This is a genomic window from Enterobacter sp. Taxon_8 (assembly GCF_058354585.1).
The window spans coordinates 4355450-4367366 of record NZ_CM177989.1; the positions used below are offsets into that span (position 1 = coordinate 4355450).

12 protein-coding genes are annotated in these 11917 nt (G+C 55.8%); 2 read left to right on the top strand and 10 right to left on the bottom strand.

The genetic code is table 11. The features are described 5' to 3' along the window. Positions 1-120: 120 nt before the first annotated feature. Positions 121-612, top strand: a complete 492-nt coding sequence (rfaH, locus tag AC4IBF_RS20730) for a transcription/translation regulatory transformer protein RfaH (RefSeq protein WP_111963548.1) — start codon at positions 121-123, stop codon at positions 610-612. Here rfaH and tatD read toward each other — a convergent pair. The 9 genes from tatD to udp all read right to left on the bottom strand — a co-directional run bounded on the left by tatD (position 609) and on the right by udp (position 8519). Then, a complete protein-coding gene (gene tatD, locus AC4IBF_RS20735) occupies positions 609-1391 on the bottom strand; it encodes a 3'-5' ssDNA/RNA exonuclease TatD (RefSeq protein WP_111963547.1) in 783 nt (260 codons plus the stop codon). The two genes, rfaH and tatD, sit on opposite strands and share 4 nt — an antisense overlap. A 41-nt stretch (positions 1392-1432) precedes the next feature. Beyond that, positions 1433-2203, bottom strand: a complete 771-nt coding sequence (gene tatC, locus AC4IBF_RS20740) for a Sec-independent protein translocase subunit TatC (protein ID WP_115877026.1) — start codon at positions 2201-2203, stop codon at positions 1433-1435. 2 nt (positions 2204-2205) lie between these two features. Beyond that, entirely contained in the window at positions 2206-2748 is a 543-nt protein-coding gene (gene tatB, locus AC4IBF_RS20745) for a Sec-independent protein translocase protein TatB (RefSeq protein ID WP_136196054.1), read from the bottom strand. 3 nt (positions 2749-2751) lie between these two features. Further along, complete coding sequence (tatA, locus tag AC4IBF_RS20750) at positions 2752-3006, bottom strand: Sec-independent protein translocase subunit TatA (RefSeq protein ID WP_020882874.1); 255 nt, start codon at positions 3004-3006, stop codon at positions 2752-2754. A 76-nt stretch (positions 3007-3082) separates the two neighbouring features. After that, positions 3083-4723, bottom strand: a complete 1641-nt coding sequence (gene ubiB / locus AC4IBF_RS20755) for a ubiquinone biosynthesis regulatory protein kinase UbiB (RefSeq protein WP_111963544.1) — start codon at positions 4721-4723, stop codon at positions 3083-3085. Further along, positions 4720-5325 (bottom strand): ubiquinone biosynthesis protein UbiJ, encoded by a 606-nt coding sequence (ubiJ, locus tag AC4IBF_RS20760; RefSeq protein ID WP_126304516.1) that lies wholly within the window; start codon positions 5323-5325, stop codon positions 4720-4722. Before ubiJ ends, ubiB begins: the two co-directional genes overlap by 4 nt. A 13-nt stretch (positions 5326-5338) precedes the next feature. Next, a complete protein-coding gene (ubiE, locus tag AC4IBF_RS20765) occupies positions 5339-6094 on the bottom strand; it encodes a bifunctional demethylmenaquinone methyltransferase/2-methoxy-6-polyprenyl-1,4-benzoquinol methylase UbiE (RefSeq protein WP_023309612.1) in 756 nt (251 codons plus the stop codon). A 66-nt stretch (positions 6095-6160) separates the two neighbouring features. Continuing rightward, entirely contained in the window at positions 6161-7618 is a 1458-nt protein-coding gene (gene rmuC / locus AC4IBF_RS20770) for a DNA recombination protein RmuC (protein ID WP_133295314.1), read from the bottom strand. 139 nt (positions 7619-7757) lie between these two features. Next, the gene (udp, locus tag AC4IBF_RS20775) at positions 7758-8519 is read right to left on the bottom strand and encodes a uridine phosphorylase (protein WP_003860792.1); all 762 of its coding nucleotides are present in this window, start codon (positions 8517-8519) and stop codon (positions 7758-7760) included. A 255-nt stretch (positions 8520-8774) separates the two neighbouring features. Here udp and AC4IBF_RS20780 point away from each other — a divergent pair, with 255 nt between their 5' ends. Further along, positions 8775-9581, top strand: a complete 807-nt coding sequence (locus tag AC4IBF_RS20780) for a dienelactone hydrolase family protein (RefSeq protein ID WP_115877022.1) — start codon at positions 8775-8777, stop codon at positions 9579-9581. 50 nt (positions 9582-9631) lie between these two features. Here the strand turns inward: AC4IBF_RS20780 and metE are convergent, their stop codons facing one another. Then, positions 9632-11893: a 5-methyltetrahydropteroyltriglutamate--homocysteine S-methyltransferase gene (metE, locus tag AC4IBF_RS20785; protein WP_111963540.1), complete on the bottom strand. Its 2262-nt coding sequence runs from the start codon at positions 11891-11893 to the stop codon at positions 9632-9634. Positions 11894-11917: the final 24 nt, after the last annotated feature.

Below are 11917 nucleotides of genomic sequence, written 5' to 3' on the forward strand. Positions count from 1 at the left end.
AATTTTGTTAAATAAGCGTGAACTTATGCGTTCTGTTCCATTTTCCCCCATTATAATCAACTTAGCGATCCCGCCAGGGTTTTGATATGCTTGCGCCCCGAACTAAGGGAAAGAGTGATTATGCAGGCCTGGTATTTACTGTATTGCAAACGCGGGCAACTTCAGCGCGCGCAGGAACATCTTGAACGTCAGTCTGTAAATTGCCTGACGCCCGTGATCACGCTTGAAAAAATGCAGCGCGGGAAGCGCACAACCGTCAGCGAGCCGTTGTTCCCGAACTACCTCTTCGTGGAATTCGACCCGGAAGTCATCCACACCACCACCATCAGCGCAACGCGCGGCGTCAGCCACTTCGTTCGTTTTGGTGCCCACCCGGCAACAGTTCCGTCGACGGTTATTCATCAGCTGTCGATATATCAACAGCCCGAAGGTCTCACCGACCCGGAAACACCCTATACGGGCGATAGCGTCGTGATTACCGAAGGGGCTTTCGAAGGCCTGCAGGCGATTTTTGCCGAGCCGGACGGGGAAGCGCGCTCTATGCTGTTGCTTAATCTGCTGAACAAGCAGGTGCTGCAGAGCGTTAAAAACACCGACTTCCGTAAACTTTAAACATTTATCCCGAACAGCTTACGCACGTTGTCATCCGTCTGTGCCGAAAGCCAGTGCGGATCGTCTCCGCGCCGCTTCGCGACGCTCTCAATAATGTGCCCCAGATAAGCGGGCTCATTTCGTCGCGATGCCGGTTTGGGTTTCATATCGCGCGGCAGCAGATAAGGTGCGTCCGTTTCAAGGAGCAACCGGTCAGCCGGGATCGCTGGCAACAGCTCCCGAAGCTCAAGCCCGCGGCGCTCATCGCAAACCCAACCGGTAATCCCCAGATAAAGCCCGCGCTCCAGGCATTCCAGCGCTTCCTGCCGTGAGCCGGTGAAGCAGTGCAGCACCGCGCCGGGCAGTTTATCGAGCCACGGATCAAGCAGAGTCAGAAAACGCTCATGCGCGTCGCGGCAGTGCATAAATACGGGCATTTCAAGCTCTGCCGCTAGCGCAAGCTGGGCAGTGAATGCCTTTTCCTGCTCTTCAGGCGTGGAAAAGTTACGGTTGAAATCGAGGCCGCACTCGCCAATCGCCACCACTTCTGGTGTCTTTGCCAGCCTGCGTAGAGTGTCGCCACTTTGCGCGGTCCACTGGCTGCTGTCGTGAGGATGCACGCCAGCAGTAGACCAACAGCGATCGTATCGTTGCGCCAGCTGCTGCGCCTGCTCGCTCTCATGCAGGTTGGTGCCCGTCAGCAGCAGTCCTTTCACCCCGGCGGCAAATGCACGCGCAACCACCTCATCACGATCTTTCGCAAACTGCGAGCTGGTCAGGTTGAGTCCGATATCAAACATGCAAATCCCCATATAACAACCGCCCTCACGGGCGGCTGGTTTTACTCTTCAGTGGTCTTGTCGGACGTATCGTCTTCGTCATCCGCTCGACGTCCTTTACCCACGTAGAAACGCGAGAAGAAAACACCGACCTCAAACAGACAGTACATCGGTATGGCCAGCAGCGTCTGCGAGAACACATCCGGCGGCGTTAGCAGCATGCCGACCACGAAGGCGCCCACCAGAATATACGGACGCTTCTTACGCAGGTCATCCGGAGTCGTAACCCCTACCCAGCAAAGCAGTACAATGGCCACCGGCACTTCGAATGCCACGCCAAACGCCATAAACAGCGCCATCACAAAGCTGAGGTAGCTGGCAATATCCGTCGACACCTGGACCCCTTCCGGCGCGGTATGCGTCAGGAAGCCGAAGGCCAGCGGGAAGACAACGAAATAGGCAAACGCCATGCCGATATAGAACAGCAGCGAGCTGGACACCAGCAGCGGGATAACCAGCTTGCGTTCGTGTTTATACAGAGCGGGCGCCACAAACGCCCATACCTGGTAAAGAATGACGGGCGCAGAGGCTATCAACGACACCCAGAAGGTCAGCTTGATGGGGGTAAAGAACGGAGAAGCCACATCCGTCGCAATCATCGTTGCGCCCAGCGGCATCTGCTTAATTAATGGTGCAGAGACAACCTGGTAGATATCATTGGCGAAATAAACCAGGCATAGAAAAATAACGAAAACTGCAATAATGCAGTTTAACAGGCGCTTACGCAGCTCTATGAGGTGCGTAATCAGCGGTTGAGTATCATCTACTGCCATGTTTACGCTTTATCACTCGACGAGGGGGCTGATTCGGAAACGGACGCAGCGGGCTTTACTTCCGCCGTTTTAGTTACCGGTTCTTCCGGCTGCGCCTGTTTTTTCACTTCGGTTTCCTGCGGCGTCTGTTCTGGCGCAGCAGCCTGATGTTCAGCGCTGGCAGGCGTTACGCCCTCGCGCTGCTCCTCGCTGCCCTTCACCACCGGGTTATGGATAGTGTTCACTTCATCGCTCGCTTTTTCAGGATCGTTGACGCTGTAAGAGCGCTTCATGGATTCCGCCGCTTCACGCAGTTCATCCATTGAGGCTTTCAGTTCCGGCGTCAGATTATCCATGCTCGCCTTCTCGACCTTTTTGAGGCTTTCCTGAAATTCCTGCAGCTTAAGCTCCTGCGCCAGCTCATTCTGAACGGTCGATGCCAGCGATCTCAGCGCACGCACCCAGCCCGCAACGGTTTTCACCGCCACCGGCAGACGCTGCGGCCCCAGCACGATCAGGCCAATCACAAAGACCAGCAGCAGCTCACCAAAACCAATGTCAAACACGACTTATACCTGCTCTTTATCGTGGCGTTTGGCGTCTTCCTTTTTGGCTTCTTCTTGCTTGTCGGAGATGGATTTAGCAGTAAAGTCAGCGTCCTGGCTGGTTTTATCCTGCTTGCTCTCATCATCGCTCATCGCTTTCTTAAAGCCTTTGATAGACGCGCCCAGATCGGAACCAATAGAACCGAGCTTTTTGGTGCCAAACAGCAGCACGACGATGACGGCAATGATCAACAATTGCCAGATACTGATACCACCCATACATGTTCCTCAGGGATAGATGATTAATGAGTCAGGTCGCATTATACGTATGCGACCCATCGATGGCGACGCAAACTCAGCGCGTTTTTCGCCATCCGGCAAGCCAGACTACCACCCCGCCAGCCATCAGCCAGGCTGGCATCATCTGCCAGTCCGGACGGTTGATCAGCAGCAGCGTACCGCTCAGCAGCAGCGTTGCGCCAATCCCAAAGAGATAGCGGGACTGCCCCTGGCGAACGCGGCTGGACTGAAGCTCGCGGGCGATTTTATCCATGCTGTGCTGAAGGTTCTTGCTCTGACGCAAACTGTCATAAACCAGTTCGGGAATTTCAGGCATTTTTTCTATCCAGAACGGGCCCTTCTCTTTCAGCGAGCGCACCAGCGCTGGAATGCCAACCTGATCCTTAATCCAGGATTCAAGGAAAGGTTTCGCAGTCTTCCACAAGTCTAACTGAGGATAGAGCTGTCGGCCTACACCCTCAACGTAAAGTAATGTTTTCTGGAGTAAAACTAGCTGTGGCTGAACTTCCATATTAAACCGGCGAGCCGTGTTGAACAGGTTCAACAGTACGTGCCCAAAGGAGATTTCCGCCAGTGGTTTTTCAAAAATCGGTTCACAAACGGTCCGGATCGCAAACTCGAACTCTTCGACGTTAGTGTCCGGCGGAACCCAGCCGGAATCGACGTGCAGCTCGGCCACCTTACGGTAGTCGCGGTTGAAGAACGCGATGAAGTTCTCAGCCAGATACCGTTTATCTTCTTTGTTCAGCGACCCCACAATCCCGCAGTCGATACCGATATATTTCGGGTCCTCAGGGTGTTCGTAGCTCACAAAGATATTGCCCGGATGCATGTCCGCATGGAAAAAGCTGTCGCGGAATACCTGGGTAAAGAAGACCTGTACGCCACGTTCGGCCAGGAGCTTCATGTTTGTTCCCTGCTTCTCCAGGGCTACGACATCCGAAACCGGAATACCGTAGATACGCTCCATCACCATCATGTTCTGGCTGCAGTAGTCAGAATAGACTTCAGGTACATAAAGCATCGGGCTGTTTTCAAAGTTGCGGCGCAGCTGAATGGCGTTTGCCGATTCGCGCAGCAGGTTAAGCTCATCAATCAGCGTTTTTTCATATTCCCGCACCACTTCCAGTGGACGAAGGCGGCGCCCGTCCGGCAGCAAGCGTGGCACCCAGCGCGCCAGACGATAAATCAGCTTCATGTCCGCTTTGATGACTGGCAGGATGTCCGGACGAATAACTTTGATAACGACTTCTTTGCCGTTTTCTTTCAAACGCGCGGTGTGCACCTGCGCGATAGAGGCCGACGCCAGCGGCTGAATATCGAAATCGTCAAACCAGGTTTCGACGGGTACATTTCCCATCGCCTCTTCAATTTGCTTTTTCGCGCGCGCGCCGTCAAAGGGTGCGACGCGGTCCTGAAGCATTGCGAGCTCATCGGCAATGAGAGGCGGGAAGAGGTCGCGGCGGGTCGAGAGCATCTGCCCGAATTTAATCCATACCGGACCGAGTTCCTGCAGCGCCAGGCGCAGACGCTCACCCAGCGGTTGACCTTTGTGGCGATTGGGCATCCAGAACAGCATCCGCCGCCAGATGCGAAGCGGCAGCGTGATGCGCATTTTGGGAATAAGCTCGTCGAGCCCGTAGCTCAAAAAGGTGCGAATAATAAAATAGAGGCGCCGAATTTCACCAGGCGTCATTTGCCCTCCAGTTTTTCCAGCCGTTTGGTAAACGCATCAACCGCGCGTTCAACAGCAGCGGTTTCTTCCGCAAACCATGCAACTTCCAGTGGCCCGGGCGCCATTCGCCACTCCTCAGTCATCACTTCCGCCACATAGCGTTGTTGGCGCTGGAGGCTTTTACGCGCAAAGGAGGCGCCACCATGAAGGGCTTTCCCGATGCCTTCGGCAGCAATGTCGCCGATAAAAGGCGCGAGCAGCTCTGCCGGATCGAACTCCGCCAGATCGGTGAGGGCAACGAAGTTTTGCACGACCTGAATGTCGCCTTCCACCTCCAGCTCACCGCTGCGGATAAGCGCCGTTAATTGCTGGCGATCGCGCAGTTTTGGCAGCACGCTCATGTGCGTGATGACCGAGCAGTCAGCTTCACCTTCCCACGCCCCCAGAACGTCAAGCTGGCGTTCGCTGAATACCAGCACAAGCGGCGTCGAGAACTCTTTTAAAACAATACGTAATATCTTCCCGTTTAGCCGCTGACGCGCTGCTTTCAGCGCCGGAGCACGATAGAGAAAGGCATTCAGTACGTTTTCGATACCTGCGGTGACTAAGGGCTTAAAGGGCACGGGACACCTCCACTCAGAACTTGTAACCGCGATGCAGCGCGACGACACCCGCCGTCAGGTTGAAATATTCAACGTTCTCAAATTCTGCATCCTGCATCATGGCTTTTAATGTGTCCTGATCCGGGTGCATACGGATAGATTCCGCCAGATAGCGGTAGCTTTCAGCGTCGTTAGCCACCAGCTCACCGATGCGCGGCAGCACGTGGAAGGAATAGGCGTCGTAGGCTTTGCTCAGCGGCTCAATAATCGGTTTGGAGAATTCAAGCACCAGCAAGCGTCCACCCGGCTTCAGCACGCGGTACATGGAGCGCAGCGCTTTTTCTTTATCGGTCACGTTACGCAGACCGAAGGAAATAGTGATGCAGTCAAAGGTATTGTCCGGGAACGGCAGCGCTTCGGCGTTTGCCTGCACATATTCCACATTCCCCACCACGCCGATGTTACGCAGCTTTTCGCGTCCCATTTTCAGCATGGAGTCATTAATATCGGCGAGAACAACGCGACCGGTTTCACCCACCAGACGAGAGAATTTCGCAGTTAAATCGCCCGTACCGCCAGCTAAATCCAGCACCGTTTGTCCGCGACGCACGCCGCTACAGTCAATGGTGAAGCGCTTCCACAAGCGATGAATGCCGAACGACATCAGGTCATTCATCACATCGTACTTCGCCGCCACGGAATGAAATACGTGGGCCACCATGTCAGCTTTCTGCGCTTTGGCGACAGTCTGAAAGCCAAAGTGCGTTGTGTCTTGTGAATCGTCAGCCATCTTAGAGCCTGCTTATCAGTAAAATGTTCGTGAAGTGTATCAGATTGGGCGCGTTTGCCCTACGTTTCAACCACCGCGAAAAAAACGCGCTGGAATCTCGTCTGGTGATGAATCCGCCGCTAACGTGTTGTCTTCACTGTTTGTTTTTTGTTCGCTCGCCCCTTCTCGCAGGCGAAACTCGTCGTCCTGGGCGGTGGCCTGCTCGACCAATTCCGGATTAATCTCGCGTTTAACTTCTACCCCCAGGCTGCGGAATGATTCAGCCTGCGCCAGCAGATTGCCACGTCCGGAGGCGAGTTTTTTCATCGCCTGGCGATAGTTATCCTGCGCACGATCCAGGCTTTGCCCGACTGAAGACATGTCGTCCACAAAGAGGCGCATTTTGTCGTACAGCTTGCTGGCACGATCGGCAATCTGCTGCGCGTTGCGACTCTGGTGCTCATAGCGCCACAGGTTCGCAATGGTGCGTAACGCCACCAGCAGCGTGGTGGGGCTGACCAACATAATATTATTTTTGAGCGCTTCGGTTATAAGCTCAGGCTGTCTGTCGAGTGCCAGCAGAAATGCGGGCTCTACCGGAATAAACATCAGGACATAGTCCAGCGAGCGCAGACCCGGCAGCTGCTGGTAGTCTTTTCTGCCGAGCAGGCGAATGTGATTACGCACCGAGGCAATGTGCTCCTGAAGCGCCGATTCGCGGGTGTAGTCATCCTCCGCGTTGAAGTAACGCTCATACGCTACCAGCGTCATCTTGGCGTCAATCACCACATCTTTGCCCTGCGGCAGCCGCACGATCACATCCGGCTGCATGCGCGAGCGGGCATCGTTTTCGATACTCACCTGCGTTTCGTATTCGTACCCTTCCCGAAGGCCTGAAGCTTCCAGGACGCGGGTCAGCACCACTTCTCCCCAGTTGCCCTGGGTTTTGTTATCCCCTTTCAGCGCACGGGTGAGGTTGACCGCCTCCTGCGCCATCTGGGCATTCAGCTGCTGGAGATTGCGAATTTCATGCGCCAGGGTATGCCGCTCGCGGGCTTCCTGACCAAAGCTGTCCTGTACCTGACGGCGGAAGCCGTCCAGCTGTTCACGCAGGGGCGTCAGCAGACTGTTCAGGCTCTGGCGGTTTTGTTCGTCAACGCGGCGGTTGCTGTGCTCAAAAATGCGGTTCGCGAGATTCTCAAACTGTTCGCTGAGACGCTGCTCGCTGTTGATCATCTGGCGGATTTTGTCTTCCGCATGCAGTTGGGTGGATTCAAGGCGTGTGGTCACTTCGCGGAGATCGGCCTCCAGTGACGTGTTGATATCACGCAGGTTGCGCAGCTCGTTGTTGAGCAACTCACACTCATCGCGCCAGTGTTCGCTCAGCGCAAGCTGCTGTTTTATAGCGCTTAAATCTGCGACCATCTCTTCTCGCTCAGCCAGCTGGTCGGCCTTCTGCTGCGCATGCTGGTAGCTGGAAATCAGCCAGCCAATCCCTAAGCTCACCAACGCAATCACCGCGTAAATCAGGATTGAGATATCCACAATGCCCCCTGCATCAACGTATTACCCGCACAAAATAGAATTTTGCTGTATAAACGTCCAGTTTGAAAGGGTTTTCCTGCGAGGCGCTACGCAAAAAATAAAGGCCGAACGTGTCGGCCTTTGATTTAAGAAGAGAGGACTAGATCAGGCGACGCGCTGCTTCCACCACGATTTTCACTGCATGACTTTCGGTCTGCTTCATGGTTTCGGCGTTCGGGATCTCCTGCTGGGTACGGTTGACGATAACGCCCGCCACCATACCGGCACGCAGACCCTGGCTTGCACACATGGTCAGCAGCGTTGCGGATTCCATTTCGTAGTTCATCACACCCATGGACTGCCACTCTTCCATTGAGCCTTTGAAACGGCTAACCACGCGGCCTGAGAAGGTATCGTAACGCTCCTGGCCCGGGTAGAAGGTGTCGGAAGAGGCGGTTACGCCCACGTGAGTGGTTGCGCCTACGGATTTCGCAGCTTCAACCAGCGCGGTGGTACATTCGAAATCAGCCACTGCCGGGAATTCCATTGGTGCAAAATGCAGGCTTGCGCCGTCCAGACGGACGGACGCGGTCGTGACCAGAACGTCGCCGACGTTGATATGCGGCTGAATAGCGCCGGTCGTACCGATACGCAGGAAAGTGCGGATGCCCAGCTGCGCCAGCTCTTCAACAGCAATAGACGTAGACGGACCACCGATACCGGTAGAGCACACGATCACCGCTTTGCCATCCAGCTCTGCGCGCCAGGTGGTGAACTCACGATGGGCAGCCAGCTTGACCGGCTTATCCATCAGCGCGGCGATCTTTTCCACACGCTCCGGATCGCCAGGGACGATGGCGAGCGTAGCCCCTTGTAAATCGTTTTTAGTGAGGCCGAGATGAAAAACATCAGACTTAGACATAGGTGACTCCTCTGTGGGTCGGTTAGTCAGAAGAAGTAAAACGGTACTTTACAGAAGCAGTAAGCATATTTTCGTGACGAACCTCACTATGAATAAAAATGGTTACATTGAATTTCCATAAAAAAGTGATTTACATCACATTAACAAGTTATATCGCCAGGTGCTGCACAAAAGATAGACCGTTTAAGGCACTGTGAGTTGTTAACCTGGTGTCTATATTTACCTTTGCGCTAACTCATTGGTACGGAGAATGCCATGACTGAAAAAACCGGTTTTGCACCTGCTGCGGCCCCACATGCTTCAACCATCGTGTCGACTCCAGAAGCGGCAATTACCGCGGGCGAGACCTCTATTCCCTCGCAGGGGGAGAATATGCCTGCTTATCACGCCCGACCAAAATCGGCAGAGGGTCCGCTACCCATCGTGATTGTGATTCAGGAGATATTTGGTGTTCACGAACACATTCGCGACCTCTGCCGCCGGCTGGCGCTGGAAGGGTATCTGGCCGTTGCGCCAGAGCTCTACTTCCGTCAGGGCGATCCGAACGACTACAGTGATATTCCAACATTGCTCAGCAACCTGGTCAGCAAAGTCCCGGACGCGCAGGTGCTGGCCGATCTCGATCATGTCGCCAGCTGGGCGGCGCGCAACGGCGGCGATCCGCATCGTCTGCTGGTCACCGGTTTCTGCTGGGGCGGTCGCATTAGCTGGCTGTATGCCGCGCATAACCCGCAGCTCAAAGCTGCTGTCGCCTGGTACGGCAAACTGGTGGGTGAAAAAACGCTGAATTCGCCTAAACATCCCGTCGATATCGCCACCGAGTTAAATGCCCCCGTGTTAGGGCTTTATGGCGGTCAGGACACCGGTATTTCGCTGGATTCGGTAGAAACCATGCGCCATGCGCTGCGTGCGGCCAATGCGAAGGCGGAGATTGTGGTGTACCCGGATGCCGGGCATGCGTTTAACGCCGATTATCGTCCGAGCTATCACGCGGAATCAGCAAAAGATGGCTGGCAGAGAATGCTGGCGTGGTTTAGCCAGTACGGTGGTAAGAAAGCGTAATAACAAAAACGCCCGGTGGCGGCTACGCCTTACCGGGCCATCCAATACCCCTACGCCTGACGCAAATTCTGCGCTGCCTTCACCATGTTCGCCAGCGCTGCGCGGGTTTCAGGCCAGCCGCGGGTTTTCAGTCCGCAGTCCGGGTTTACCCAAAGACGCTCTGCCGGAATACGCTGGGCCGCTTTTTTCAGCAGGGCTTCAATCCACTCCACGCTCGGCACGTTCGGGGAGTGGATGTCGTACACGCCCGGCCCGATTTCGTTCGGGTAGTCGAATTCTTCAAACGACTCCAGCAGCTCCATATCTGAACGCGAGGTCTCAATAGTGATCACGTCGGCGTCCAGCGCGGCAATTGAATCCATGATGTCGTTAAATTCGCAATAACACATGTGGGTGTGGATCTGAGTGTCGTCCTTCGCCACCGCGGCGTTGATGCGGAACGCCTCCACGCCCCACTGCAGGTAGGCGTCCCAGTCGCTACGACGCAGCGGCAGACCTTCGCGCAGGGCCGGTTCGTCAATCTGAATAATGCCAATGCCTGCGGCTTCCAGATCCGCCACCTCATCACGCAGCGCCAGGGCGATCTGTTTGGCGATGGTTTCACGGGTCACGTCTTCACGCGGGAAGGACCAGCAAAGAATGGTCACAGGACCGGTGAGCATGCCTTTCACCGGCTTGTCGGTCAGGGACTGGGCGTACTTCGCCCACTCAACCGTGATCGCTTCCGGACGGCTGACGTCACCGATGACCACCGGCGGCTTCACGCATCGGGAGCCATAGCTCTGCACCCAGCCGTTCTGGGTAAAGACGAAGCCGTCCAGGTGCTCGCCAAAGTATTCCACCATGTCATTACGCTCTGCTTCACCGTGCACCAGCACGTCCAGCCCAAGGCGTTCCTGCTCGATAATCGCCTGCTTGATGTGTTCCGCGATCCCGGTGCGGTAGTGATTCGCATCCAGATTGCCCTTTTTAAAGTCCAGACGCAGGCCGCGGATCTCGGTGGTCTGCGGGAAGGAACCAATCGTCGTGGTCGGCCACGCAGGCAGATTGAAGCGGGCGCGCTGGGCTTCGGCGCGCACCTCATACGGGCTCTGGCGCTGGCTGTCCTGGGCGGTGATGGCCGCCAGACGTTTTTCCACCGCCGGGTTATGCACGCGCGCGGAGTGGCGGCGCGCCCGGATCGGGGCGCTCCATTCGGTAATTGCCGCCGTGTCGCCGCTGTTCAGCGCGTCACGCAGCAGGGCCAGCTCTTCACATTTTTGCAGCGCGAAGGCAAACCAGCTCTTTACTTCAGGGTCGAGACGGGTTTCCACGCTCAGGTCGATCGGGCTGTGCAGCAGCGAGCAGGACGAGGCCACCCACAGCTCACGTTTACCGACGATGTCTTTGATTTGTGCGTATTTCTCGGTCAGATCGGCGCGCCAGACGTTACGGCCATTCACCAGACCGGCGGAGAGCAGCCAGTCTGCGGGCAGGCGCTTGTGAAGCTCCGTCACATCATCTTTACCGTGTACAAGGTCTACGTGCAGGCCCTGCACCGGCAGCGCGGTAATCGTGTTCAGGTTCGGCGTCACGCCTTCGAAATAGGTTGTCAGTAGCAGCTTCACCTCCCCGGTGAGCGCGTCATACGCCGGTTTGAAGGCATCGAGCCATTCCTGAGGCAACTCGAGCACCAGCGCCGGTTCGTCGATTTGCACCCACTGAATGCCGCGTTTGCCCAGCTCAATCAGCACCTGTTTGTAGACCGGCAGAATGTCCTTCAGCAGGCTCAGACGATCGAACTGCTCGCCTTTGACTTTCCCCAGCCACAGATAGGTCACTGGCCCCAGCAGCACGGGTTTAACCTGGTGACCCAGCGCCAGCGCTTCGTCCACTTCATCCAGAAGCTGCGTCCAGGTCAGTTTAAACTGCTGACCTTTTACGAACTCCGGCACCATATAGTGATAGTTAGTGTTAAACCACTTAGTCATTTCCGCCGCTGCCGCTGGCTCACCCGTTGGCGCACGGCCACGGCCGATGCGGAACAGGGTATCGATATCTACCGATCCATCTTTGTTCTGATGACGAGCCGGCACGTTGCCAAGCAGCAGGCTGGTCGTCAGAACATGGTCGTACCAGGCGAAATCGCCCACCGGCAGCAGGTCAATGCCCGCCTGCTTCTGCTGATCCCAGTGGCGGGCGCGCAGCTCGCGTCCCACCGCCAGCAGCTCTTCACGCGTGGCGTTACCCGCCCAGTAGCTTTCTTGCGCTTTTTTCAGCTCGCGACGCAGGCCAACGCGAGGGAAACCGAGAGTGTGATTGCGGATTGTCATGGTGTACCCCTTGTGAAATTCGTT

Bases quoted from the DNA above. Each gene is read 5' to 3' on its own strand.
- rfaH (WP_111963548.1), top strand. From the start codon at position 121: ATGCAGGCCTGGTATTTACTGTATTGCAAACGCGGGCAACTTCAGCGC.
- tatD (WP_111963547.1), bottom strand. From the start codon at position 1,391: ATGTTTGATATCGGACTCAACCTGACCAGCTCGCAGTTTGCGAAAGAT.
- tatC (WP_115877026.1), bottom strand. From the start codon at position 2,203: ATGGCAGTAGATGATACTCAACCGCTGATTACGCACCTCATAGAGCTG.
- tatA (WP_020882874.1), bottom strand. From the start codon at position 3,006: ATGGGTGGTATCAGTATCTGGCAATTGTTGATCATTGCCGTCATCGTC.
- ubiB (WP_111963544.1), bottom strand. From the start codon at position 4,723: ATGACGCCTGGTGAAATTCGGCGCCTCTATTTTATTATTCGCACCTTT.
- ubiE (WP_023309612.1), bottom strand. From the start codon at position 6,094: ATGGCTGACGATTCACAAGACACAACGCACTTTGGCTTTCAGACTGTC.
- udp (WP_003860792.1), bottom strand. From the start codon at position 8,519: ATGTCTAAGTCTGATGTTTTTCATCTCGGCCTCACTAAAAACGATTTA.
- AC4IBF_RS20780 (WP_115877022.1), top strand. From the start codon at position 8,775: ATGACTGAAAAAACCGGTTTTGCACCTGCTGCGGCCCCACATGCTTCA.
- metE (WP_111963540.1), bottom strand. From the start codon at position 11,893: ATGACAATCCGCAATCACACTCTCGGTTTCCCTCGCGTTGGCCTGCGT.